This is a genomic window from Flavobacterium sp., from assembly GCF_039930565.1.
Lineage (GTDB): Bacteria > Bacteroidota > Bacteroidia > Flavobacteriales > Flavobacteriaceae > Flavobacterium.
In genome coordinates this window covers 1-23,171 of the sequence record NZ_JBDTTP010000049.1, presented here as the reverse complement: position 1 = coordinate 23,171, position 23,171 = coordinate 1, and the positions used below count along the sequence as shown (strand labels likewise).

The following is a 23,171-nucleotide window of genomic DNA, read 5'->3' as shown; positions in this document are numbered from 1 at the left end:
AAAAATTAATATTGCTCATTAGGGTTTGGAAAATCACTAGACTTAACATCTGTTACATATTTTCCAATTGCAGCAGTCATTTCCTGATATAAATTCAAATAGCGACGTAAAAAACGCGGACTGAATTCATTGTTCATTCCCAGCATATCATGAATAACAAGAACTTGTCCGTCGACACCGCCTCCGGCACCAATTCCAATTACGGGAATCGAAATGCTTTTGGCTACCTTTTCAGCTAAATCAGCAGGTATTTTTTCTAAAACCACTCCAAAACAACCAATTTTTTCAAGCATTTTGGCGTCTTCAATTAATTTTTCTGCTTCTTCTTCTTCTTTGGCACGAACGCTGTAAGTACCAAATTTATAGATTGATTGCGGGGTTAAACCCAAATGTCCCATAACAGGGATTCCGGCGTTTAATATCTTTTTGATAGATTCCTTTATTTCTTTTCCACCTTCTAATTTTACTGCATGTCCACCACTTTCTTTCATTATTCTGATAGCAGAACGTAATGCTTCTTTAGGATCCGACTGGTAACTTCCAAAAGGTAAATCCACTACAACCAAAGCCCTTTCGATTGCACGCACAACAGACGAAGCATGATAAATCATCTGATCCAGTGTAATAGGTAATGTTGTTTCATGACCCGCCATAACATTTGAGGCTGAATCACCTACCAGGATCACATCAACCCCTGCTGTATCAACAATTTTAGCCATTGTGTAATCGTAAGCCGTCAGCATGGAAATTTTCTCTCCGTTGCTTTTCATTTCAATTAACGATTTGGTTGTGATTCTTTTGTAATCTTTTTTTATTACTGACATTTTATTTTTTTTTGAGAATGTAAAAGTATTGAATAAATATAAATCGGAATCAGCAATAAAAGAATATTTCAGGCATAATATTCCCTATGCTTGAAACGCTGCATTATTCTGGACAACAAATGTAATGTATAAAGGATAGGAGTTTTTAACAATCGGCCATATTTACGGCAATTGCCAGCCCGCCTTCAGAAGTTTCCTTGTATTTTGAATTCATATCTTTTGCTGTTTGCCACATCGTATCAATTACTTTGTCCAATGGTACCTTCGCATTTTTAGAATCGGTTTCTAAAGCTAATTCGGCGGCATTTATTGCTTTGATGGCACCCATTGTATTTCTTTCGATACATGGAATCTGAACCAGACCGCCAATAGGATCACATGTTAATCCAAGATGATGTTCCATCGCAATTTCGGCAGCCATTAAAACCTGTGCAGGAGATCCACCCATTAATTCGCAAAGAGCTGCAGCAGCCATCGCTGATGAAACGCCAATCTCAGCCTGGCATCCGCCCATAGCTGCAGAGATTGTAGCTCCTTTTTTAAATATACTTCCAATTTCTCCGGCAACCAGTAAAAATTGTTTAATCTCTTTTTCGCCTGCATTATGGTTTTCAATTACTAAATAATACATTAAAACAGCCGGAATTACACCTGCACTTCCGTTTGTAGGTGCAGTAACTACACGGCCTAATGAGGCGTTTACTTCATTTACAGCCAAGGCAAAACAGCTTACCCATTTTAAAATTTGACGAAATTTAACTTCGGTTTTTCTGATTTCTTCCAGCCATGATTGTGGATCGGAATAATTAGACAAACCAATTAAATTCTGATGCATATCAAAAGCTCTTCTGCGGACATTTAATCCTCCGGGAAGAATTCCTCCTGTATGACAGCCAATATACATGCACTCTAACATCGTTTTCCAGATACGCATCAGTTCCAGATGGATTGCATCTTCAGGCCGCATTGACTTTTCGTTTTCATACACAATTTCTGAAATAATTTTGTTTTCAGAAAGGGTATAATTTAAAAGTTCAGCAGCATTTTGAACCGGAAATGGAAAAGCACATTTAATGCCTTCTTTTATTTTGGCATTTATGCGTTCTTCTTTCACAACAAAACCTCCTCCGATAGAATAAAAAGTAGATTCGTATTGGAAGTCATCTTTTTTATAGGCAGTAAATTTTAATCCATTGGCATGAAAAGAAAGAAAATCTTTATTGAAAACAATGTCCTGAAGAAAGTAAAACGGAATCGTAATTTGATTGCCCAAAACAATTTCATTTTTTGTTTCGATAGATTTTATGATTCCGGCAATATTCTCAACCGCAATATATTCAGGATCCTGACCACTTAAACCCAACATAACGGCCAGGTCAGTAGCATGGCCTTTACCCGTTAAGGAAAGTGAACCATATAAGTCTACTTTAACTCTGGTAATATCTTCTAAGATAGACTGGCTTTTTAATTCTTCTAAAAAGCGTTCTGCAGCCCGCCATGGTCCTAATGTGTGGGAACTCGATGGCCCAACACCAATTTTAAGCATATCAAAAACAGAAATACATTCTTCCATTGTTCAATTTTTATTAAGACAAAGATAATCGAATAATGCAAAGAACTTTCGTTATGATTTGTTAATGTTGCGTTTTTTGTTAAAAAATATATTAATTTTTGATAATTTATCAATGAAACAAAATATATTGCTTAATATGCAGTTTTCATAAAAATAAGGTAATTTTTTTTAGGTATTTTTGTAAAAGCTTAGCCATACAAAAATAGCGTATCTTAGAATAGTTTGTATTCCCGTAATTGGGAGCTGTTTTATGAAATTTTTAAGGCTGCAAAGAATATATTATATTATGACAGAATTTTTTACACACCTATTTAACGAATTCGAATTACCACTTAACAATCCCGTATTGATTTTCTCTCTGATTCTCTTTATCATTTTGTTGTGTCCAATACTATTAAAAAAAATAAATATTCCAGGAATTATAGGGTTAATTCTTTCCGGAGTCGCCATTGGTCCTCACGGGCTTAATATCCTGGCTAAAAATTCAGCAGTTGATTTGTTCTCCACCATCGGATTACTTTATATTATGTTTATTGCCGGTTTGGAATTAGATATGAATGAATTTAAAGCCAATAGAAATAAAAGTTTATTATTCGGTTTTTTTACCTTTATATTTCCTCTTACTATTGGTTTTCCCGTTTGCTATTATTTGTTGCAATATGATTTTAACGCCAGTTTTTTAACTGCGAGCATGTTTGCAACACATACGTTAGTTGCGTATCCGATTGTAAGCAAACTTGGAATTGCCAAAAATCAGGCAGTTGCAATAACGGTAGGAGGGACAATCCTCACCGATACCGCCGTATTAATTATTTTGGCGGTCATTATGGGAAGCAGTCAGGGAAACCTAAACCAGGCTTTCTGGATAAAATTAGGTATTTCATTGGCAATTTTCTCTGCGATTATGTTTTTGGTTATTCCAAGAATTGCCAAATGGTTTTTTAAGAAACTGGAAAGTGAAAAACATGCCCATTATATTTTTGTGCTTTCAGTTGTCTTTTTTGCAGCATTTTTAGCCGAAGTGGCAGGAGTGGAGCCTATTATTGGAGCCTTCGTTGCTGGTTTGGCCTTAAATCCACTAATTCCACATTCATCTGCTTTAATGAACAGAATTGAATTTATCGGAAATTCATTATTCATTCCGTTTTTCCTGATTTCTGTTGGAATGCTGGTTGATATAAGTGTTATTTTAAGCGGCCCTACGGCTTTGATAGTAGCAGGAACCTTAAGTGTTGTAGCTATTTTTGGAAAATGGTTTGCCGCATTTTTCACCCAGATTGTTTTTAAATATACAAAAACAGAAAGACAGTTAATTTTCGGATTAAGCAGTGCTCATGCTGCAGCAACCCTGGCTGTAATTTTAGTTGGGTTTAAAGCTAAAATTCTCGATGAAAATATCCTTAACGGAACTATTATTTTAATATTGATTACTTGTATTGTTGCTTCGTTTGCTACTGAAAAAGCGGCTAAAAAGATTGCAATCTGCGAAGAAGATGTTTCTACTGAGGATGCAAATAAAGACCAGATTTTAGACGAACACATTTTAATTCCGTTAGCTAAAACATCGGCTACTGAGCCTTTATTAGATTTTGCACTTTTGATAAAAGATAAAAAATCTGCCAATCCTATAACATTATTAACGATTGTACCCAATAATGACCAGGCAGAAATTAATATTTTAAAATATAGAAAAGCAGTTGATAAATTTGTCATTCAGGGATCAGCTTCTGAAATTAAAATCAATACTATTGCCAGGATTGACCATAATCCGGCTAGTGGAATCGCAAGGACTTCAAAAGAAATTATGTCGGATATTGTGATTATCGGATGGCCTAGAAAAACCGGATTTTTGGATAAAATATTCGGAGAAAACGTAGATTCTATTATTAACAACGTAGATAAAAACCTGTTTATCTGCCGATTCCAAAAGCCTTTTGTAGAAGAAAAGAGATTGGTTTTTATTTGTCCGCCTTTTTCTGAAAGAGGAATTGGATTTCAGCCTCTTATACAGAAAATATTCAGGTTGTCACAGGAATTAAGTGCGCAGATTGTTATTTATGGGGACTATAAAACACATCAGGCAATACAGCAAATAGTAAACAATTTAAAACTGAATGCAAAATTAGGTTTCAAAAGTATTCTGGATTGGGAAGATTTTGATGCAATTTCTGACGAAATAAAACCAACTGATTTGATTATTTTTAATTTATCCAGAAAAGGTTCTGTTTCCTATCAGTCAATATTTGATAAACTGCCTCAGAAATTTGAAAAATCCTTTGGTGATAATAACCTGATTTTGGTTTATCCACAAGATAACCGACATGAAAGTGCCATGGATGCCTACGAAGATTTTACGGCATCACCACTTACAAAAAGTATTGAAGCAATCGAGCAGATTGGGAGAGGTTTAGGGAATATTTTGAAAAAGGGTAATTAATTTTTGTAAAGAACTTATAAATTTCATTATGAAAAATAATTTGCAAGGAATATTTGAAAAATACAATTTTCCGGTAAGAGATATAAAATCTGATGTTGAAATTATCGATGTGGAATCCTACTCTAAATTAAAACTTCCAAAAGATTATATTTTTTATCTGGAAAATTATTTTGGTATTGATCAATTCATTGGAGTTGAATTTATAAAACTTTGGAGTTTAGAAGAAATTATTCAGTCAAACCAAAATTATAATATTGTCTGTCAATTAATTGGTACTATTGGAATCGGCACAAATGGTAGTGGAGAATTTATTGGAATTGAAATTGATCAAAATGAAAATTTAAGAATAATTCTTTCCCCTTTTGTTGATTTGGACAGTAACAAAAACATTGAAATTGGAAAATCTTTTACAGACTTTTTAGTTCGTCTAGATGATGGAGTTGATTGGTTTTCTTAAAAAATATTCTCAAAATTCTGATCATATAAAATCTAATAAATATGAAACATCAAATCAAATCTATACGACCATTTATAGGAGCCAAAGATTTCGCAATCTCCAGAAGTTTTTATTGTGATTTAGGATTTGAGGAAACAGTTTTAGAAACAAACTTTTCTGTTTTCACAACAGACAAAATAACGTTTTATCTACAAGACTATTACACGAAAGAATGGATTGACAATACTATGATTTTTTTAGAAGTAGATGATGTTGAGCGTTATTACACCGAACTTTTGGCTTTGAATCTTTCGGAAAAATATCAAAATGTAAAATTAGTTCCTATTCATGATTTAACTTGGGGAAGAGAATGTTTCCTGCATGATCCTTCTGGAGTTTTATGGCATTTTGGTGAGTTTAAATAAGTCATTTAACTGTCAAAATCTGCTGAATATTTAATCATCTTTTAATCCATTAAGATCACTTCTCCTTTGCTTTTAACAAATTTTCCTTTAATCTGAATTTTACAATTTTTGTAATTAAATCGTAAGGTATTGGTTTATCTAAGGGAAATTGAACGGAACCTTTACCCGATTTGTATGAGGAAAGTTCTTCTTTGAAACCTTTATGGCCAGTTGGCAAAGCATATAGTCCAATATGGTTTTTAAAAGCCGCAAAATAGACTATAATACCATTTTGATCAATAGCCGGCATCGAATAGCTGATTTTTTCCTCCGCCTCAGGAGCGGCTTCCCGGATTGTCATTCTGATTCTTTCTAAAATTTCCCGGACTTCATTAGGAAATCTGCCTATGTAATCATCGAAGTTTTCAGGTTTCTTAGTTTCCATATATTTTTTAAAAAATAAAGTTTTGTTGATTGCTACGCTAATCCTTTTGGAAATCGGTCTAAAACTAAATTCAATTGAATATGATGCTCTAAATAAGCTTTTGCTCCGGCTAGAACAAGCGTAAAACCTTCGGTGGAATTTCTTACCTGATCAATAATGCTATCATGTTCCCCTTTGAAACCAGAATTGATAATGCTTACAAAAGTTTCATTTTCATTCATTGAAGTAAAAACCCACTCTACTAAGGTACTTTCATCCGGAGTCCCCCATTCAATCACAATTTTTTTATTTTGCTGTAAAACGTGGGTCATAACAGAAAGTGAAAATCCATACATTTCCCAGGTCCATTCTGTTTTTTCGTTTTCTTCTAAATTTCCTGAACCTTTTGTAAACCAAAATTTAGAAGTGATTTCCGGATTTACAAAAGCCTCAAAAACTTCTGAAACAGGTTTTCTGATTAGCATTTCGGCTTTAGCAAAATTGGTATTTTCGATTGCCATAATTTTTAATTTATAAGATTGTATTTTTATTTAGCATTACTAAACGGAATGTTATTATAAATGGCTATTTGAAATTGATTTCTACCTGATTTTTCCTGAATCTGTCTCATAAAACCTGCTTCAATTTTAAAATTTTTATTAACGACATAACCTAATGCTCCATATACACGATCTCTGTCAAAAACAGGAGAGTCCCCATTAAGGAAAATTTCATTATAAGCCGAAATATAAAATGTTTTATCTTGCATAGTCCGGTTATTTAAAGGAACATTCAATGCCAGAAAATATCGAAAACGTATTTTAAAATTATCCTTCAAAAAACGTTCTTCAACACGATAACGATGTTGAATATAAACCCTTCCAAAGTTTTGTCGTGTTATAAACTGTTGGTAAATTCTATTTTCATCAGAATTTATCTTATCATCACTATCAGCTGCATAATTCTTTGAATTGATATAAGCATAACCTAATAAAAGGTTATTGTTGTTATCAGTTAAATTATAGCCTATTCCTGTTCTTAGTAATAATTGCTGTGTGTCACCGGCTAAATTGTAACTACGATATTGAACCTCGTTGTGCCAATTCCATTTTTTATTTATTGCATGGTTTCCAAAATAAATGAACCAGTTTCCTGTATCCGTTTTTTGAGCGTAAGTAAAATTTAAGTTGAATAATAAAATAAACAGCAGTAATAAATAAAAGGTTTTGAAATTTTTCATTATGAAACAGATAATTTTTTTCTTGTAAAATTTGGATTTACAATATAAGAAACATAATCAAAAAATAGTGTTAAAAGTGTGGTTTTGAAATTTTCAAATGCTGTTAAACCTTTTCTTTATCTATCCATTTTCCAACAGTTGGCGGCTGGTAATTTTTCATTTTATAAAGTAAATCTTCAATTTCATCACTTACTAAAAGCATTTGCTGATTGGCTTCTTTCAATAAACCTTTAGTAACCATAGTTTGAATCATTACGATTAAGGAATCATAGAATCCATTAATATTCAGGATTGCAACCGGTTTTTTATGCAAACCTAATTGTGCCCAGGTTATCATTTCAAAAAGTTCTTCCATCGTACCAAAACCACCTGGAAGTGCAATAACTCCATCACACAATTCATTCATTTTGGTTTTTCTTTCATGCATGCTTTCCACCATAATCAATTCGGTCAAGCCTGTATGAGCGATTTCCTTTGATCTTAAAAAATCAGGAAGAACACCAATAACTTTACCTCCTTTATTTAAAACACCATCTGCAACAGCACCCATTAATCCTACATTGGCACCACCATAAACCAATTCTAGGTTTTGTTTTGCTAACGTTTCACCAAGTAATTTTGCCTGCTCTTTATAAATTGCATCCGTGCCAAAGCTCGATCCACAAAAAACCGTTATTCTTTTCATTTATTTCTTTTTTAATTCATATTCGAAATGACGAATATCAGTTCCGTTGTGGGGAAAGTTTATCTCATTTATTTTTAAAGCGCCTAATTTTAAAACGGCCTTTTGTGAACGGATGTTTTCTGAACCTACATGAAAAAGTATTGAATCGACATATTGAAAAACATAATCAATCAATAGTTTTTTGATGGCTGAGTTATAACAGCCGCCCCAAAATTTGCGACCCGTAAAAGTAAATCCGATTGCTATACTTGATTTTTCGAAATTATAATCATACAATCGGGTAGTGCCCATTACTTCATTTGTATCTTTGTGCGAAATTAAAAAAGCACTTTCAGAATTGACTGCTGCATCAAAAAAAGGGATAAAAATTTCTTTTTTGTATCTGTTTTTTATGGGATGCAATTCCCAGATTAAAGGATCTGAAGCTACTTTATAAAGTTTATCGAAGTGATTTCGCTGTAGTGGAATTAACTTTACAATATCATCCTCTAAAAATTCCGGCTGTAAATTAAAGTTTGGTTTCATTATTTGATGTTATTGTAATCCTGTCCACCAGTCTTTAAATACCTGATTTTCATTTTCTAGATGTACTATTTCTCCAATCATTGGAGTGATTAGCGGAATCTGATTTTCAGGATATTTATTTAGTTCAGTAATTCTTTTAAGAGGCTCGTCCCAAGGATGATTGCTCAATGAAAATTTAGAAGAATGAACAGGAAATACGCTTTTGGCTTTTAAGTCTTTTGCTGCCTGAATTACTTCTTCCGGCAAACTGTGAATATATTTCCATTTAATATCATATTGGCCATTATCCAGAATTGCAATATCAAAAGGCCCAAATTGATTGCCAATTTCCGCAAAATGAGTATCGTATCCACTGTCTCCTCCCAGATACATTTTTAAATTTTTGCTTTCTAAAACAAATGAAAGCCAGAGTGTGTTGCAGCGTTTGTAAATTCTGCCTGAAAAATGCCTTGCAGGAGTTGTATAAAGTGTAATATTTGAATCAAGTTCTATTTTTTCGTTCCAGTCTTTCTCAATAATTTTCTGAATTGGAAACCCCCAATGTTCAAAATGAGAGCTAACTCCAAGTCCACATATCACTGTTCTGGTTTTTGATTTTAATTCAAGTATTGTTTCATAATCCAAATGGTCATAATGATCGTGAGTAATTAATAAATAGTCAATTACAGGAAGTTCATCAACAGTGTAAATATCCGTTCCTCTAAATGATTTTGTTGTTCCTGGAATAGGGGAGGCATTCCCGCTAAAAACAGGATCAACCAAAATTCGTTTTCCTTGAATCTGAATAAAATAAGAAGAGTGCCCAAACCAAACCAAAATATCTTCCTCGATAGCAAGAGTAAGTAAATTAGTTTTTACTGAGGGAATTATATCTACAGGAATTTTTCGTTCTTGTTTTTTGAAAAAGAACTCTGTAAAAACTTCAAAATAGCTATAACCTTCCGTAATTTGTGGAGTTTTATGTGTGTTTTCAAATTTACCATTCTTAAAATTTGGTGATTTTTGTATGGATTCCAGTCTTTTTCCGGAAGGTTCTTTTCCAAACTTTGGATCTTGTAAATAAGTAAATAAAAAAGTTACTAAAAGAAAAATTATAATAAGTATGGTAACCATTTAGTTGTTGGGATATAATTTGTTTAAATTTTCAACTGAAAGTGAAATCATTTTTTTTAGGACTTCAACTTCAATGTCCGCTATTTTTTTAATATAAATACAGCCTTTTCCGGCTTTGTGCCTTCCAAATTTGGATAGTAATGCTTCTTTATTTTCAAACGAAGCATCAAGATATAGTGAGATTGCATCTTTTCTTGGTGAAAACGCAACAAGTGGAGCATCTCCTTCATGTCCGCTTTCATATTTGTAATGATATCTTCCAAAACCAATAATATTTTGCCCCCACATTTTTGCATCAAAACCGGTGGTTTTCTGCATTATTTTTACAAGTTCTAATGCATCATTTCGCTTTGTTTCATTTTCAATTGTATTGATAAAATGGGCAACACTGCTTTCTGTTTGTGTTGTTTTATTTACTGTCATTTAAAAAAGATTATCGTTGGTGATCAATTTATTAAAACATTCCATTTTCGTTTATCATTTTTGAAGGTACAGCCTGGCCTAAATCCCAAAGCTCGACTATTTTTTCAGATTCAAATCTGAAAAAATGAACTACGGCAGTACCTAAATCGTTATCATTTTGTTTAACGTGAGAATGTACCGCTACCATATTCTCATCTTTCAAAATATGATGAATTTTAAAAGTCTTACTAGGATTGAGCTTTGCGGACTCTTCCATAGCCTGTATTAAAGTATCGGCATCACTCTTAAAATAGACATTATGGTGTTTGAAATCCGGGCTCATATATAATCTGAATGCTTCCTGAGAACGCCCTTTAGCGGCCAGATTTAAAAAATCCTGTGCAATTTCTTTCGGGTCCATATTTTTCATTTTAATACCTACTAAATTATGAATTATAAATGGATTATAAAATGTAAAAGAGATAGAATCAAATCAATGATAGGCATATTTTTGATGAAATTAATTGCGGGCTTTTATCTGAATTGTTTCGGTTTCAGTTTTTTTGAAGCCAGTTCTGCTACTTCATTAATTCTATTTCGCCTTGTTTCCGGTCGCTTGGCAACTGCAACCCAATGTAGCATAATTTTTTTGGCAGATTTACTTAAACTTAAAAAAAACTCCTTTGCATCTTTTTGGTTTTCAAAAGCTTTTTCTAAATCGCCGGGTATTAATAATTCTTCTACATCGTCCAGAATTAACCAGGAGCCATTTTGTTTAGCAACCTCAATAGTTTTATAACCTGCAGGCTGCATGAGACCATTCTGGATTAAACTTTCTATTTTTCCTTTATTTATTTTGGACCACGCACTATTGGGTTTTCTTTTACAGAAAAACTGTATGAATCGTTCATGATCGATTGTTTTTCGGGTACTGTCAATCCAACCAAAGCAAAGTGCTTCATCAACAGCATCACTCCAGGAAATCGTGGGAATGTTAGCCTGCTTTTTATAACATATAAGCCAGACATATTGTTTAATGTTATGATTTTCCTTTAGCCATTCTCGCCAGTTCTGAGGATTTGTCGGATAAAAAGTTTCCAGTTCATTTAACTGAATTACTTTTTGATTTACTTTTTGAATAGTCATAAAAATATTTAAGTATTCAACAAATATAAATTTGCTTAATGACAACCCTGTGTCAGTAGTAAAATAATAAAATATTTTTTAAACTTTTAATACACCACGAAAACCTCTTGCTGCATAGTAGGATTGTGCTCCATTGTGATATACAAAGACATGATCGTAGCGGAAATCAGCGAAAAGTGCTCCTCCCAGTTTTCTAATTTCTGCGGGTGTTTGTATCCAGCTTGATGTTTTCGCGTCAAAATTCCCTAATTGCTGTAATTCCTGGTATTGTTCTTCTGTTAAAAGCTCAATTCCCATAGACAGAGCCATATCAACGGCATTATTTTCCGGCTTATGTTCTTTCCTTGATTCCTGTCCTTCAAAATCATAACAAATACTTCTACGGTCTTTAGGGCTTTCCGCTGAGCAGTCATAAAAAAGATATTCAGATGTTTTTTCATCATAACCTGTAATATCAGGTTCACCTCCGGTTCTTTCCATTTCGTTGAGCGACCATAATTTTTCAGGATTACTTTTCAATTTCGTTTCTATTTTGGACCATTCTAAATTTTCATGACGTTTCCTGTTTTTTTCAAAACGTTTTTCTAATATTGTCAGCAGGCCTTCTTGCTCTTCAGCAGATAACTCTTTTGTACTGCTAGTACTGTTTTTCATACTTTTAAGATTTGTTGAATCGGAGCTGTTAGTTCTTTATATTTACCGGAATTGGTCCGCCATTAGAAACATATCCGCCGCCGATTTCATCGATATTTACATCAAGTTCATCAGTTGTAGTGATACGTGTTATGTTGACATCAATTGTGCCGTCACTGTTTAAAGGAACTAACCCATAATTTTTTGTTGTGAGTATATCCCCGTTTTTTTTGGTTTCAGCAGCATAAGTTTTGGGTATAATATCGACGTTTTGCAGGGTTAATATGGATAAGCAAATCGCAATAACCGTTAATACTATTTTTGTGTATACATCTGTTTTCATAATTATTGTTCTTTTAAAGGTTGTAATTTTTTACAGAATGCTCTTCAATTTCAAATATAGTCCTGCTATCAATATTGCCAGTCCAAAACTTATCAGCGTTCCTATCAATATATATTCTGTTAGTTTTATTTCTTTATTCTCTTTTAAATCCCCAAACCGGAAAATTGATTTTGCGGCCAATAAAAATCCGACTCCTTCCCAAAAAGAAGTAATTATGAAAATAAAAATAAATAAACGTTCTAACATTCCGATATATTTCCCCGCCTCCTTTATTCCGTCATTCGGAAAAGGATAATCCAGCATAGGCATTATTTTTTTCATTAAAATAGCTGAAACATATGTAATACTTAATAAAGAAATAAATAGTAAATAATTTTGGGCACTAAAAATGAAATCAAAATCTATTTTATAATCATGAAAATAATTAATAAAAATGGCTATTGCAATAATATGCAGTATTTGATCTGTCAATAGGTTATTAATAGCATTTATTTTATCCCTGATTATTATTTTTGTAAAAATATCTATTAACAAATGAGTAACGGCCAATACAATTGATGGAAAAATGTATTGTTTTTCAAAATTTGTAACTATCAAAAGCAGCAATAAATGCAGCACTATATGGAGATACAGATATTTCGACTTTATTTTGTTAGTGTCGATATCTGCAACCATTTTATTGGTTTGAAAGACAAAGTCGCCTAATAAATGTGCCAGTGTAATTTTTAATATCAGTTCAAACATTGCAGTATTTTTTTAGAATATAAATTTATAATTTCTATAATCTCATCATAACCACCCCTTTTTAAAGCCTTATTTATTGTTGTACTGTCTTTGGATAATCTTTCCGCTATTTCCTTTTGCATTAATTTTTTGTGGGTCAAAGCGTAGAATATGGTTTCTGATGTTACTGGTTTCCAGTTGTCACTTATAAAACTAAGCAATTTTAGTGTAGGATTGAAATATTCATCAAAATCATCAAACTGACTTTTTAATATTAAGGTGTTATTTTTAATTTTTTCGAAACTTTCACCTGAATGTATGAAAGCTGTTCCGTAAGATTCTGTAATTTTTTTTCCTTTAAAATCTTTTTCACCTATCCCAATCGACATTCTTGCATCAATAATAGTATTTGATTTTATTAATGCCTTTATGCATAAAGCTATCTCTAAAGCATTTTCAACAGGAACTTCAAGTTGAAAGCTGTCTCCCCGGTAGATTTCCCATTTTTCCGGCTCTGAAATAATTTGCGAAAAATATTCCTTAAGTTTTGGAAGCCAAATTTCAGAATTTACTTTTCTGGAATTTACAATATCCCCTGTAATTACTGCTATCATATTTTATAAGTTTCATACAAATATAATAAAATTGGTCAAAAAAAGCCACTTTCTTTAAGTTGTCCTTTTTTGACCAATTCTAAAATTTATTTTAAATATTGGCTTATTTAAGCCAATATCACTAAATTGGTTTAAATAAGCCAATTTAGTGATATTTGAAATTGTAGAATATTAAATTACGGCAATGGATCAGTTTGTTTCCATTTATCCAGAAGCTGCCTTACCAATACTCGGGCATCAATTGAATGAGAGGCTTCAGGAATGATTGTTAAATCTGCTTTTTTAAATTTTGACAAAAATAGCTGTGCACTTTCCAAGGCAACATTTTTATCGTTTTCTCCATGAAGCCAGCTTACATTCATTTTTTTGAAAGTTTTCCTGTCATAACTTATATCTGTGAGAATAAAATGCAGCTCATCATAACAAGCCCTAACAGCTACTGGTACGGGACTGTGTGCTTGTTTCACTACTTCTTCTACGTTTGGGAAACTTTCAACAGTTTTTTTAAACTCGTTGTAACCGGTTACCGCACTGGACATAATTGATTTGGTAAAAGTAGAATCAGCGTAAGCAAAATATTCATGGGCAGGAACCATTCCGGAAATAACTCCGCAATGTTTCAGATTAAATTTTCTTGCGATAAGAATAGCCAACGGACCACCTCCGCTAACACCTATAACACCAAAATCATTTTTCTTCAGGCCTGCTTCTGATGCTAATTCAAATAATCTGTTTTCATCCCATACTTCATTTGGTGTATTACCAAAACCAGGCCTGTTGAATGAAATAAAATTGTATTTAGCTTTCAGGTCATCAGGAATTTCATCGATAATTTTTGAAGATGACGGAGTGCCGCCTAATAGGCAGATTGTTGGTTTTGAATATTTTTTTGTCTGTGCCAAAACACTAAAAAAACTTAGCAATAGAACAATTGTACTAAAATATTTTATCGTTTTTATCATATTTTTAAATATAAGCTGATCGTAAATTTATTGTAGCTTCATATGATTTTTAATGCTAATTAATACCAACCATACACTTCGATTAAACGAAAATACAAATTAAAATCACAATTTACTAAAAGGAAAAATCTAATAAAGATTGATTTCTCTTATTCGAAAACATTAGTTCCTTTACCTGTTGTAATTAAGCTAAACAAACTTTCCTTAATAAGTTTTTCCCAAGCCCAGGAACAGCTGCCGTAACATTCAAACTTTGGGATTAATCCAAAATGAGTAAAACGAACTTGTGTTTTATTGTTAATCTCATTAATGTCAAAAATAATTTTCGTGTTGGTCCATTCGGTTTGGTTATTATAGGAATTCAACTTACTTTCTGTTACCATCCAAACTACCTTTTCATTCGGTATTAATTCAATCAGTTTTTGTTTTGAATAATGATGTTCTTTCATTTGATAAGTAAATTCATCATTCAGTTTTGAGGTATTACCTATAACTTCACCCTGCCACCAGGCACTAACATTACGAATCGCATTAAATACCTGTTTTGGGGTTTGATTTACAAAAAATGTAGTAGTAAAATTTGATGATAAATTTTTTTCATTCTCTGTTTGGGGTTTTTCTTTTGCATTAGGCTGACCAACACCCAGAGTAATTAAGCTGTACAAACTTTTTTGAATGTAAGTGTTCCAGGCATTTTCACAAATATCGAAGCATTCATAGTCAGTCACTAAGCCAATTTGTGTGAATTGAAGTTGTGTTTTTCCATCTACAGGGGTTATTTCAAAAACAAGTTGGTTGCCATTCCATTCGTTTCTGTCTTTTGTAAAACTAAAAAAGTTTTCGATTACCTCCCAAACTACTTTTTTATTCGGAATTAATTCAATGATTTTCATTTTGCAACGATGAACATCCTCATAGTGATAGTACCACTCATCATTAAGTTTATCAGTATTACCTTGAATTTCTTCACTCCACCATCCTTTAACATTATTGATGGCATAAAATACTTCATTTGCAGTGTTATCAACTAAAATTGTTGTGGTATAATTTACGGGTTCCATTTTATGTGTTTTTTGAAATTATTTAAGCAGACGTAATTGCCCTGTGTGATAAGTTAAATGAGTCGTTCTTGTAATAATGATATTCAATTTATTGCGATGTGGTTCTTTGGCAAAGTCCTCGGCGTTAACCGCAGTATGTTTTTTAAACCATTCATCAGCCTGCAATGAGTCACATTTTTGTTTTAAAATTGCGCATTGGCTGTTCCAAAAAATTCTGAGATCAGCAATGCTTGGAATTTGGGTTGTTGTTTTATCGGGCGAATTTAGGAACGGTTCATACAATTCAGGATATAACTTTTCGCCCATGTTCAATAATTTTAGCATATCGTCATGTACAGCAATCAGATGCCCTAATAAATAAATGCCTCTGTTTTTGCCAGGAGCAACCTCTTTTTGCAAGGTTTCGTCACTTAAATCATTAAGCAGCGTATCAAAATTATTAAGGGTGGCGTTCCATCTGTCGAATACCATTTTTACAAATGTGCTGGTTGTTGTCATTTTATGATTGTTTAATTATTACAAATATATTGTCTAAATATCTCTTTTTTAATGTGTAAAATAGACTTTATAATGGGTTGATTTAGACAAATTAATTGCATATTTTTGTAAAAAAAGATGAAAAATTTAACGATAGTAGTTCCAGAAGGTAACAATAACCTGAGTAGTATTACAGGAGCATTTGAGATATTTCATAAAGCAAATGCATTTTGGATGGAAAAGAACAATATAAATTTGTTTAGTATTCAGCTGGCTGGAATATCAGATAAAGTTCATTTTAATGAGGGTTTATTTAGTGTAAAACCTCATATCAATATTTCTGCTATTGTCAAAACAGACCTCATTATTATACCATCTTTAAACCATAATTATTCTCTTGCATTGAAAGGAAATGAGAAGTTAGTAGACTGGCTCTTAAAACAATATAAAAATGGTGCAGAAATAGCTACGATTTGTACAGGAACTTTTCTGTTGGCTGCTTCGGGATTGCTTGATGGAAAAAAATGTTCTACACATTGGTCGGTTTCAGAAAATTTTAGAATAATGTTTCCAAAAGTAAATTTGCAGACAGATAGATTAATTACAGATGAAAAAGGTATTTACACCAATGGGGGCGCTTATTCTTTTTTAAATTTGATGATTTATTTAGTAGAAAAATATTATGATCGTCAAACTGCAATTTATTGCTCCAAAGTTTTTCAGATAGAAATTGATAGAAATACACAGTCGGAATTTTCAATTTTTTCCGGGCAAAAAAAGCATAATGACGAGTTAGTATTGAAAGTTCAGGAATATTTGGAAAAAAAACTGACAGAAAAAATTAATATTGAAGACCTGACTTCAAAGTTCAATGTAGGCAGAAGAAATTTTGACCGCAGGTTTATTAAAGCAACGGGAAACACCCCTATTGAATATTCGCAAAGATTGAAAATAGAGTCTGCAAAAAAAGCCTTTGAAACAAATCGTAAAACTATAAATGAAGTAATGTATGAAGTTGGTTATTGTGATGTAAAGGCATTTCGTGAAGTTTTTAGAAAATTTACAGGTATATCACCTTTAGAGTATAAAAAAAAATATTATAAAAACATTTTATTTTAACGTTGTAATTTTATCTATATATTTGACTATTAGTTATTTAATAAAAAATATAAATTACTCCTTTTTCTTTATCAGTTAAGAATGATATTGAACCTTCCAAAAATATAAAAAACCTCGTCATTTTCTTCTTGCAAATGTATTCAATAACTATCTGAATTTTGCTCCAAGCACCACTCAGATAGGCTGTATTTTTCATTGGTTTCAGTTTTCATCGGCTTTAAAATTGCAATCATTATATAGAGTTATTACAATTAATACTTAAGTTTCCTTAAATTGTACTGAGAAAAAACATAAAGATGAAATTTTTTATAAGATTAGAATTATAATATTACTTTCAATTCAAAGCTTTTTAATGTAATCTAATAAATCCTTTTTATCCCGATTATTCATTTTCCAAATTAAGCCAATATCTGCTTTTGTTCCATCACTTTTTAAGTCATGATCCAAAAAGCGATAAAACAGTTCGTCAGTATATGGCACAGATAAGCTTGTAGAATTAGATAAAAACCTCCACTGAAGTTTAACTTTGTTCATTGCATTTCCTTGCTTTCCATGACAAAATACGCAGCTTTTAATAAATTTTATTTTTGAAGCATTTCTATCAAGTAAATTTTCACCCAGTAAGTTTTTCCCGGTTTTATATATAGTTTCGCCGTTTGTCTCGTATGATTTTTTACTGCATGAGATGCTAAGCAGTAAAACTGAAATGAGTAGTATTTTTGCCAGCCGATTCATTTCCTATGTTTTTTGTTTTAAGACAAATACTATTATTAAGGAAAACGATATTAACGATGCGACAGTCCTAATAGTATGAAAAGTATTCCACGGATTTTCAAAAGCTTTTCGCATTGACAGAATTTCAGTACTTGTAGCATTCTCAATATTAAATTTAGCCAATTGCTCATTAAGAGGAACGTTGAAGAAAATCGTAACACCAAATACACCTATAAAATAAATTATCATTCCGATCCAAAGGAGGTAGAGATAATTTGTATTTGCACTATAGCATTGAAAGGTCGTGACCGGAAAAGCAACTAACAAACCCATAAACGAAATGAAAAATGCCGGATTTTGAATAGAAGCGTTTATAGCCTGCATTGCCTTTAGGTATTCTGAATTAGAAAGTAATCTAAGCCCTATATTTACGGAACATGAATAGGAGTAAAACAAACCAGCTATCAGGCCTGAGAATAAAACGGTGGTAAACAATAATATCTTCATATAAATTTTTTATACAAAGATTTGTCATTCAAGAAGTGTATAATAGAATAAAACCGACATTCGTTAAGTGACCGAAAAAATCTCTTTGGACTTAAACCGGTAAAAGCTTTGAAAACACTAATAAAATGAGATTTGTTTTTCATAAGAAAATTGATTTTTTTTAATCAACTACATAATCATTCCTCCATATAATGTGTAAACTGAAATGCACATGAAAACGAAAATAAAATTTGCTGTGCTAGAAAGTGTTGTAATTCCATCTGGGACCTTCAGCATAACAATTAAAATTGAATATAATAATGAAATAAATTACTAACAATACTTTTTTAATCATTTTAAATGGATGCTTTTATAAAGGTTAATTGTATTAGGCTTTTTATTTAAATTTCTATTTAAAATTTACAAATTTCTATTTTCAGAGCCCAATTATAAACCTCTGCTTTAGAATTTTCTGCTGAATTTTGGTTTTAGCTCTCACATAACGTTTGCGACTTAGCTAAGGGCGATTTGTACCACAAATAATGATTCGGACAAACAAGTTTGATTAACCGAAAATGTGTATGGAGAGCACTAAAACGCCATTTTTCCAAATGCTGTTACGGTTGGTGGTTTTGTCATTTGAATGAGTTCCTAAATTCCATAGGTGTCAAATTTGTTTTTATCTTAAATAGTTTGCTAAATGATTGTGGATATTCAAAACCCAATTTGTATGCAATTGCATTTATGTTCATGTCTGTCGTTGATAGTTTTTCTTTTGCAAACTCAATTAATTTATATTGAATAAATTGCTTTGTACTTTGCCCGGTCAGTGTTTTGAGAAGCCGGCTTAAATAATTTGGCGAAATGTTTAATTGTTCTGAAATGTATTGAACTGTCGGTATTGCTTTTGATGATAAATTATCTTCGTTAAAAAATTTTGTAAGCAAATCTTCTAACCTCTCAAGGATTGTATGATTTGAAATTTTTCGAGTAATGAATTGTCTTTGGTAAAATCGTTCAGAATAAGTAAGCAGTAGATCCAATTGGGCAATAATTACATCTTGACTGAATTTGTCAATGCTCGAATTATACTCTTGATTGATATTGTCCATAATGTTTAAAAGTATTGTTTCTTCTTTTTCAGAAAGATGCAATGCTTCATTTAAATTATAACTAAAATAATCGTATTGTTTTATTTTTCTTGCTAACGGTGTATTCCAAAGGAAATCAGAGTGAAAAATAAGTAGCCAACCTGTATGTTCCAATATTTCATTTTCTTCGAGAACTACTTTTATTATTTGATTTGGTGCAATAAAAGCAAGCATTCCATTGTTAAAATCATATTCCTGCTGTCCATATTTCATTTTTGCATTAAATGTTTTTTTCAATGCTATTGAATAAAAATAATTGATTATACTTTTGTGGCTTTTGTTTGGTTTGCGTTTAATGTCTTCAAACTTTACTACACTTATTAAAGGATGTTGAGGCATTGGCAGACCCATAAAATTATGATATTCGCTAATAGTTTTTATCTGTTTTGGTATTTTAACTTCCATATTCAAAGTTAATTATAAATTGAATAGCATTTTTAATCCGTCTTTCAAAGATGTTGGTTTACGACCCAATTTGTTTTCCAGGTCGTTAGTTACAACAGCTTCTTGATTTGCTTTTATATCCAATAAAAAACCAGCCATTTTTTTTATTACTGGTTCTGTTAACCCCCTTTGTTTCATTGTTTCTTCAAAAGAAGATAATTCAATGGGCGTATATTTTATTTCCTTGCCTGATAGTTCTGTTAATAAATTTGCGACATCAAAAAACGAATAAGTTTCGTAGTTTGTAAATTGATATATCTTGTTTTCAAAATCTTCTTTCAATAAAACATTTGCCATTGCTTCAGCTTGATCTGCTCTTAATGTAAATGCTGCTCTGCCATCTCCAATGGGTAAGAAAATACCTTTTTCAATGTTGTCTTTGTTTACAAAAAATTGAAGAAATTCCATATACAATGCGTTTTGGAAAAGTACATAATTTAATCCACTTGTTTTGATGTAGTCTTCGGTATTAAAATGGTCTTTCATTAATTCGTTTTGCAAGCTGTTTCTATCTCTCAAAGCTCTGCTGGTATAAGCAATATTTTTTACACCACATTTTTTTGCTGTGTCAATAATATTTTTATGCTCTTGCATTCTGTCGCCTTGATCACCTGATGAAATAAGTAAAACCATATCAATTCCTTTCATAGCTTTTAAAAGAGAAGCTACATTTTCGTAACTTCCTACAAAAGTATTGATGCCTTTTGCTTTCATTTCTGCCATACTTTCTTCCTTTCTGGAAATGACAGAAATTTGCTGTGGTGAAATTTTACTTAATAAAGTTTTCACCACAATACCGCCCAATTGTCCTGTTGCACCTGTTACTAATATTTTATTCATTTTTTCTATTTTTTTTCTGCAAAATTGCAATCCAAAGGTCTGAAAGGACAAAAAAGTATTAGTAGGCAAACCTATCTTTGTTGTGTTCAAATATGACTTTTTTTAGTCGGCTTCAAGTTTTAGGGTATCGCTGTACCATTGCTGCTAACGTCAGTCTGTGAATAAACTTAAAAAGACCTCCTGAGAATCGGCTGTATGAAATTTTTCTCCGACAAGGTATCCGAATATCTTCTCTTTTTGACTTAGTTTATTCACAGCCTGACGTTCAGGCGCTTACCGACAGTTGCGAACTTCGGAACGAATTATTTTCTGTTAAAAATAAAAATTCTTGCGAAACGTGAACGTGAACTTACAACAAAATTAGCAATTGCGAGAAAGGGCTTTTAGGCGTAGTTTTTGTTATTTGTATAATTCGGCTTCGGTTTTTACAAAGTACTTCACGTAAATTAGGACTAAAACTGGCACAATTACTAAACTACTTAAAAAGTTTAAAAGTGAAGGCAGACCTATTAATTTATTTCCACCTTCTGAAATTAATATTATTTTGCCCAAAGGACCTTTTGAAAATATAGTATTATAAACTATGTTCCATCCCAAATGAATTGCCAAAGGTAAGATTATAGATTTTGATTTAGAAAACGCCCAGGCCCAGGCATATCCCATTAATCCAGTTGCGATAAATACCATAATCATTGCAATAATATTTCCTAAAACTCCATAAGAGAACCAATGATAAACTCCGAATGCAATTGCGGAAATCAAAATGCTTTTGCGTGATCCAATTTTTTTAATTAGAATATATAATAAAGCTCCGCGGAAAATCAATTCTTCTGTCCAAACAGATTTTATATCCCACCAAATAGACTTTAAAATAATTTCGTAAGAAATATTATTATTCAAAAACCAGAATGAAGATTTTAAATATGCTTCTAAATATTGAATTACAGCACAAAGTATTGAAGTAAATAGAAATCCGATTAAAAATTGTTTTAATCTTTTAATTACTGGAAGAAATCCTAATGCTAAAATATTTTTCTTTTCAATGAAAAAAAGGAGTAACCAGGAAATGGCAATTAAAATTAATATTCCTATCATCTGTTTTTTACGGAGTTGGTTAAAATTACGCCGAAGGTTCCGCATCTGCCAGAAGTGGCGAACTTCGTAATCGTATATTTTCCACTAAGATAATTTTTCTTGCGAAAGAAAAATGTGATTTTAGAAGATTTCTCGCCATTTCTTGAAACCGCTTTTACCTGTTGGCTTGGAAAGTTTAGCGATATGGTTTATTTATCTCGTCAATCATCAATCTTAATTCTCCAATTGTAAAACCTTCTGAATTGCACTTTACGTCGGTAATTTCATGTTGCATTAAGAAATTGTTTATATCCTCGCAATCTCTTAGCATGTTAAATTCTTTGTTGTCTAGATCTAGTACAATTCCTTTAATTTTTCCTTTTATAGAATAAGTTGCAGGATTTAAATTTACTAATAAAGCTTTTGACCAAATCCCCCCTCATATTTTCCTCAAAATAAATAAACCTACCATAATTCGAAACTTTACAAAATCTAGAAGTTTGGCCAAATGCCCAAATCTCTTGTAGCAAGTGTTGTGCGTAGCTTTTTTAGGTTGTTTGATATAAATGCACAATTAAATTATGTTCGTGACTGTAAAACACATAAATTTTCTTATCACAAGAATCTTTACAAAATGGATAAGTTTCAATTTCGGTTACAAATATCATTGGATTTCCACTTGGGTCATTTGGCGTAGCATCTCCTTGCCACCAATCTGGTTCTCCACCAATTTGAATTTCAGAAATATTAAACTCTTTTCCAGTAGTTAAAAATTCATTTTTTGAGTCTTCAAATTTTTCTTTAGTCTCAATTTGATATTCTTTCCAGTCTTCAGTTACATCAAAATACCCTAAATCCGTGTCAAAATCATATTTTTCATTATTAATTGTAAATGAAATCATAGTGTCGGTACAATATTCAGTAAAATACTTTACAGTTTCTCTATTATAAGGATCTTCATTAAATTGAATAATATGAAAAAAGCCTTCCCAATTTTTATCAATTAATGATTTTGGAATTGAAACGATTGGCATAAATATTTCAGAATGTCTTTCTGTAATATTGTTAAAAACGTCTTCCAATTTTGGAAACAAGATTAGTTGATTTGTCATAATGTTATTTTCGGTTATTGTTTTTTTTAAAGTTATGCACAACGTCTTGGCGCTACACGAGGTTTGGGATTAAGAATGCGTAATCTTTCGGATTTGCCAAATTTTCCAAGTACAAAACCATATTTAAATTCAGCCTAATGCCCAAATCTCGTGTAACGGCTGTTAGTGGCTGGCATTTTTATTTCTTGTTTTTGTCCTGATGGAAAATT

28 protein-coding genes are annotated in these 23,171 nt (G+C 31.9%); 4 read left to right on the top strand and 24 right to left on the bottom strand.

Annotation, left to right across the window (positions count from 1 at the left end):
- Positions 1–5 precede the first annotated feature (5 nt).
- Together panB and ABI657_RS12785 are read right to left on the bottom strand one after the other, a co-directional pair.
- Entirely contained in the window at positions 6–824 is an 819-nt protein-coding gene (panB, locus tag ABI657_RS12790) for a 3-methyl-2-oxobutanoate hydroxymethyltransferase (protein WP_348097658.1), read from the bottom strand.
- A 145-nt stretch (positions 825–969) separates the two neighbouring features.
- On the bottom strand, positions 970–2,397 hold the full coding sequence (locus ABI657_RS12785; protein ID WP_348097657.1) for an L-serine ammonia-lyase: 1,428 nt from the start codon (positions 2,395–2,397) through the stop codon (positions 970–972).
- A 286-nt stretch (positions 2,398–2,683) separates the two neighbouring features.
- Here ABI657_RS12785 and ABI657_RS12780 point away from each other — a divergent pair, with 286 nt between their 5' ends.
- Genes ABI657_RS12780 through ABI657_RS12770 form a run of 3 tightly spaced genes read left to right on the top strand, consistent with a single transcriptional unit; the run spans position 2,684 to position 5,695 of the window.
- Entirely contained in the window at positions 2,684–4,834 is a 2,151-nt protein-coding gene (locus ABI657_RS12780; protein WP_348097656.1) for a cation:proton antiporter, read from the top strand.
- Between the two features lie 28 nt (positions 4,835–4,862).
- A complete protein-coding gene (locus ABI657_RS12775) occupies positions 4,863–5,291 on the top strand; it encodes an SMI1/KNR4 family protein (protein WP_348097655.1) in 429 nt (142 codons plus the stop codon).
- A 41-nt stretch (positions 5,292–5,332) separates the two neighbouring features.
- Positions 5,333–5,695, top strand: coding sequence for a VOC family protein (locus ABI657_RS12770; RefSeq protein ID WP_348097654.1), 363 nt, complete (start codon positions 5,333–5,335; stop codon positions 5,693–5,695).
- A 55-nt stretch (positions 5,696–5,750) separates the two neighbouring features.
- On the opposite strand, the gene ABI657_RS12765 is transcribed toward ABI657_RS12770, so the two are convergent.
- The 16 genes from ABI657_RS12765 to ABI657_RS12690 form a co-directional block, all read right to left on the bottom strand.
- The gene (locus ABI657_RS12765) at positions 5,751–6,119 is read right to left on the bottom strand and encodes a DUF1801 domain-containing protein (RefSeq protein WP_348097653.1); all 369 of its coding nucleotides are present in this window, start codon (positions 6,117–6,119) and stop codon (positions 5,751–5,753) included.
- A gap of 32 nt (positions 6,120–6,151) precedes the next feature.
- Positions 6,152–6,619, bottom strand: coding sequence for an SRPBCC family protein (locus ABI657_RS12760; protein WP_348097652.1), 468 nt, complete (start codon positions 6,617–6,619; stop codon positions 6,152–6,154).
- Positions 6,620–6,645: 26 nt separating this feature from the next.
- Positions 6,646–7,338: a DUF2490 domain-containing protein gene (locus ABI657_RS12755; RefSeq protein WP_348097651.1), complete on the bottom strand. Its 693-nt coding sequence runs from the start codon at positions 7,336–7,338 to the stop codon at positions 6,646–6,648.
- Positions 7,339–7,441: 103 nt separating this feature from the next.
- Complete coding sequence (locus ABI657_RS12750) at positions 7,442–8,023, bottom strand: TIGR00730 family Rossman fold protein (protein WP_348097650.1); 582 nt, start codon at positions 8,021–8,023, stop codon at positions 7,442–7,444.
- On the bottom strand, positions 8,024–8,548 hold the full coding sequence (locus tag ABI657_RS12745) for a GNAT family N-acetyltransferase (protein WP_348097649.1): 525 nt from the start codon (positions 8,546–8,548) through the stop codon (positions 8,024–8,026).
- A gap of 9 nt (positions 8,549–8,557) precedes the next feature.
- Complete coding sequence (locus tag ABI657_RS12740) at positions 8,558–9,661, bottom strand: MBL fold metallo-hydrolase (RefSeq protein ID WP_348097648.1); 1,104 nt, start codon at positions 9,659–9,661, stop codon at positions 8,558–8,560.
- On the bottom strand, positions 9,662–10,084 hold the full coding sequence (locus tag ABI657_RS12735; RefSeq protein ID WP_348097647.1) for a DUF1801 domain-containing protein: 423 nt from the start codon (positions 10,082–10,084) through the stop codon (positions 9,662–9,664).
- A gap of 31 nt (positions 10,085–10,115) precedes the next feature.
- Positions 10,116–10,493 carry a nuclear transport factor 2 family protein gene (locus ABI657_RS12730; protein WP_348097646.1) on the bottom strand — a complete coding sequence of 126 codons (378 nt, stop codon included), beginning with the start codon at positions 10,491–10,493 and terminating at the stop codon, positions 10,116–10,118.
- A 104-nt stretch (positions 10,494–10,597) separates the two neighbouring features.
- Positions 10,598–11,209 (bottom strand): YdeI/OmpD-associated family protein, encoded by a 612-nt coding sequence (locus tag ABI657_RS12725; protein ID WP_348097645.1) that lies wholly within the window; start codon positions 11,207–11,209, stop codon positions 10,598–10,600.
- 78 nt (positions 11,210–11,287) lie between these two features.
- A complete protein-coding gene (locus ABI657_RS12720; RefSeq protein WP_348097644.1) occupies positions 11,288–11,863 on the bottom strand; it encodes a DUF4256 domain-containing protein in 576 nt (191 codons plus the stop codon).
- Between the two features lie 28 nt (positions 11,864–11,891).
- Entirely contained in the window at positions 11,892–12,185 is a 294-nt protein-coding gene (locus tag ABI657_RS12715) for a hypothetical protein (protein ID WP_348097643.1), read from the bottom strand.
- Between the two features lie 30 nt (positions 12,186–12,215).
- On the bottom strand, positions 12,216–12,929 hold the full coding sequence (locus ABI657_RS12710; protein ID WP_348097642.1) for a DUF3307 domain-containing protein: 714 nt from the start codon (positions 12,927–12,929) through the stop codon (positions 12,216–12,218).
- Entirely contained in the window at positions 12,917–13,522 is a 606-nt protein-coding gene (locus ABI657_RS12705) for a transcriptional regulator (RefSeq protein WP_348097641.1), read from the bottom strand. The genes ABI657_RS12710 and ABI657_RS12705 overlap by 13 nt, the downstream gene beginning before the upstream one ends.
- Before the next feature lie 176 nt (positions 13,523–13,698).
- Positions 13,699–14,484 (bottom strand): alpha/beta hydrolase, encoded by a 786-nt coding sequence (locus tag ABI657_RS12700; protein ID WP_348097640.1) that lies wholly within the window; start codon positions 14,482–14,484, stop codon positions 13,699–13,701.
- A gap of 149 nt (positions 14,485–14,633) precedes the next feature.
- Entirely contained in the window at positions 14,634–15,545 is a 912-nt protein-coding gene (locus ABI657_RS12695; protein WP_348097639.1) for an SRPBCC domain-containing protein, read from the bottom strand.
- An 18-nt stretch (positions 15,546–15,563) separates the two neighbouring features.
- Positions 15,564–16,043 carry a DinB family protein gene (locus ABI657_RS12690; protein ID WP_348097638.1) on the bottom strand — a complete coding sequence of 160 codons (480 nt, stop codon included), beginning with the start codon at positions 16,041–16,043 and terminating at the stop codon, positions 15,564–15,566.
- Between the two features lie 117 nt (positions 16,044–16,160).
- Between ABI657_RS12690 and ABI657_RS12685 the strand changes: the two genes are divergently transcribed.
- The gene (locus ABI657_RS12685; RefSeq protein ID WP_348097637.1) at positions 16,161–17,141 is read left to right on the top strand and encodes a helix-turn-helix domain-containing protein; all 981 of its coding nucleotides are present in this window, start codon (positions 16,161–16,163) and stop codon (positions 17,139–17,141) included.
- A gap of 339 nt (positions 17,142–17,480) precedes the next feature.
- Here the strand turns inward: ABI657_RS12685 and ABI657_RS12680 are convergent, their stop codons facing one another.
- From ABI657_RS12680 to ABI657_RS12655, 6 genes are all read right to left on the bottom strand, one after another.
- Positions 17,481–17,876 carry a hypothetical protein gene (locus tag ABI657_RS12680; protein WP_348097636.1) on the bottom strand — a complete coding sequence of 132 codons (396 nt, stop codon included), beginning with the start codon at positions 17,874–17,876 and terminating at the stop codon, positions 17,481–17,483.
- Between the two features lie 3 nt (positions 17,877–17,879).
- Positions 17,880–18,362 carry an anthrone oxygenase family protein gene (locus tag ABI657_RS12675; protein ID WP_348097635.1) on the bottom strand — a complete coding sequence of 161 codons (483 nt, stop codon included), beginning with the start codon at positions 18,360–18,362 and terminating at the stop codon, positions 17,880–17,882.
- Between the two features lie 614 nt (positions 18,363–18,976).
- Complete coding sequence (locus ABI657_RS12670; protein WP_348097634.1) at positions 18,977–19,897, bottom strand: helix-turn-helix transcriptional regulator; 921 nt, start codon at positions 19,895–19,897, stop codon at positions 18,977–18,979.
- A gap of 12 nt (positions 19,898–19,909) precedes the next feature.
- Positions 19,910–20,776: an SDR family oxidoreductase gene (locus tag ABI657_RS12665; RefSeq protein ID WP_348097633.1), complete on the bottom strand. Its 867-nt coding sequence runs from the start codon at positions 20,774–20,776 to the stop codon at positions 19,910–19,912.
- A 399-nt stretch (positions 20,777–21,175) separates the two neighbouring features.
- On the bottom strand, positions 21,176–21,871 hold the full coding sequence (locus ABI657_RS12660; protein ID WP_348097632.1) for a type II CAAX endopeptidase family protein: 696 nt from the start codon (positions 21,869–21,871) through the stop codon (positions 21,176–21,178).
- 527 nt (positions 21,872–22,398) lie between these two features.
- Positions 22,399–22,962: a hypothetical protein gene (locus ABI657_RS12655; RefSeq protein ID WP_348097631.1), complete on the bottom strand. Its 564-nt coding sequence runs from the start codon at positions 22,960–22,962 to the stop codon at positions 22,399–22,401.
- Between the last annotated feature and the right edge of the window lie 209 nt (positions 22,963–23,171).

Bases quoted from the DNA above. Each gene is read 5' to 3' on its own strand.
- panB (WP_348097658.1), bottom strand. From the start codon at position 824: ATGTCAGTAATAAAAAAAGATTACAAAAGAATCACAACCAAATCGTTA.
- ABI657_RS12785 (WP_348097657.1), bottom strand. From the start codon at position 2,397: ATGGAAGAATGTATTTCTGTTTTTGATATGCTTAAAATTGGTGTTGGG.
- ABI657_RS12780 (WP_348097656.1), top strand. From the start codon at position 2,684: ATGACAGAATTTTTTACACACCTATTTAACGAATTCGAATTACCACTT.
- ABI657_RS12775 (WP_348097655.1), top strand. From the start codon at position 4,863: ATGAAAAATAATTTGCAAGGAATATTTGAAAAATACAATTTTCCGGTA.
- ABI657_RS12770 (WP_348097654.1), top strand. From the start codon at position 5,333: ATGAAACATCAAATCAAATCTATACGACCATTTATAGGAGCCAAAGAT.
- ABI657_RS12765 (WP_348097653.1), bottom strand. From the start codon at position 6,119: ATGGAAACTAAGAAACCTGAAAACTTCGATGATTACATAGGCAGATTT.
- ABI657_RS12760 (WP_348097652.1), bottom strand. From the start codon at position 6,619: ATGGCAATCGAAAATACCAATTTTGCTAAAGCCGAAATGCTAATCAGA.
- ABI657_RS12755 (WP_348097651.1), bottom strand. From the start codon at position 7,338: ATGAAAAATTTCAAAACCTTTTATTTATTACTGCTGTTTATTTTATTA.
- ABI657_RS12750 (WP_348097650.1), bottom strand. From the start codon at position 8,023: ATGAAAAGAATAACGGTTTTTTGTGGATCGAGCTTTGGCACGGATGCA.
- ABI657_RS12745 (WP_348097649.1), bottom strand. From the start codon at position 8,548: ATGAAACCAAACTTTAATTTACAGCCGGAATTTTTAGAGGATGATATT.
- ABI657_RS12740 (WP_348097648.1), bottom strand. From the start codon at position 9,661: ATGGTTACCATACTTATTATAATTTTTCTTTTAGTAACTTTTTTATTT.
- ABI657_RS12735 (WP_348097647.1), bottom strand. From the start codon at position 10,084: ATGACAGTAAATAAAACAACACAAACAGAAAGCAGTGTTGCCCATTTT.
- ABI657_RS12730 (WP_348097646.1), bottom strand. From the start codon at position 10,493: ATGAAAAATATGGACCCGAAAGAAATTGCACAGGATTTTTTAAATCTG.
- ABI657_RS12725 (WP_348097645.1), bottom strand. From the start codon at position 11,209: ATGACTATTCAAAAAGTAAATCAAAAAGTAATTCAGTTAAATGAACTG.
- ABI657_RS12720 (WP_348097644.1), bottom strand. From the start codon at position 11,863: ATGAAAAACAGTACTAGCAGTACAAAAGAGTTATCTGCTGAAGAGCAA.
- ABI657_RS12715 (WP_348097643.1), bottom strand. From the start codon at position 12,185: ATGAAAACAGATGTATACACAAAAATAGTATTAACGGTTATTGCGATT.
- ABI657_RS12710 (WP_348097642.1), bottom strand. From the start codon at position 12,929: ATGTTTGAACTGATATTAAAAATTACACTGGCACATTTATTAGGCGAC.
- ABI657_RS12705 (WP_348097641.1), bottom strand. From the start codon at position 13,522: ATGATAGCAGTAATTACAGGGGATATTGTAAATTCCAGAAAAGTAAAT.
- ABI657_RS12700 (WP_348097640.1), bottom strand. From the start codon at position 14,484: ATGATAAAAACGATAAAATATTTTAGTACAATTGTTCTATTGCTAAGT.
- ABI657_RS12695 (WP_348097639.1), bottom strand. From the start codon at position 15,545: ATGGAACCCGTAAATTATACCACAACAATTTTAGTTGATAACACTGCA.
- ABI657_RS12690 (WP_348097638.1), bottom strand. From the start codon at position 16,043: ATGACAACAACCAGCACATTTGTAAAAATGGTATTCGACAGATGGAAC.
- ABI657_RS12685 (WP_348097637.1), top strand. From the start codon at position 16,161: ATGAAAAATTTAACGATAGTAGTTCCAGAAGGTAACAATAACCTGAGT.
- ABI657_RS12680 (WP_348097636.1), bottom strand. From the start codon at position 17,876: ATGAATCGGCTGGCAAAAATACTACTCATTTCAGTTTTACTGCTTAGC.
- ABI657_RS12675 (WP_348097635.1), bottom strand. From the start codon at position 18,362: ATGAAGATATTATTGTTTACCACCGTTTTATTCTCAGGCCTGATAGCT.
- ABI657_RS12670 (WP_348097634.1), bottom strand. From the start codon at position 19,897: ATGGAAGTTAAAATACCAAAACAGATAAAAACTATTAGCGAATATCAT.
- ABI657_RS12665 (WP_348097633.1), bottom strand. From the start codon at position 20,776: ATGAATAAAATATTAGTAACAGGTGCAACAGGACAATTGGGCGGTATT.
- ABI657_RS12660 (WP_348097632.1), bottom strand. From the start codon at position 21,871: ATGATAGGAATATTAATTTTAATTGCCATTTCCTGGTTACTCCTTTTT.
- ABI657_RS12655 (WP_348097631.1), bottom strand. From the start codon at position 22,962: ATGACAAATCAACTAATCTTGTTTCCAAAATTGGAAGACGTTTTTAAC.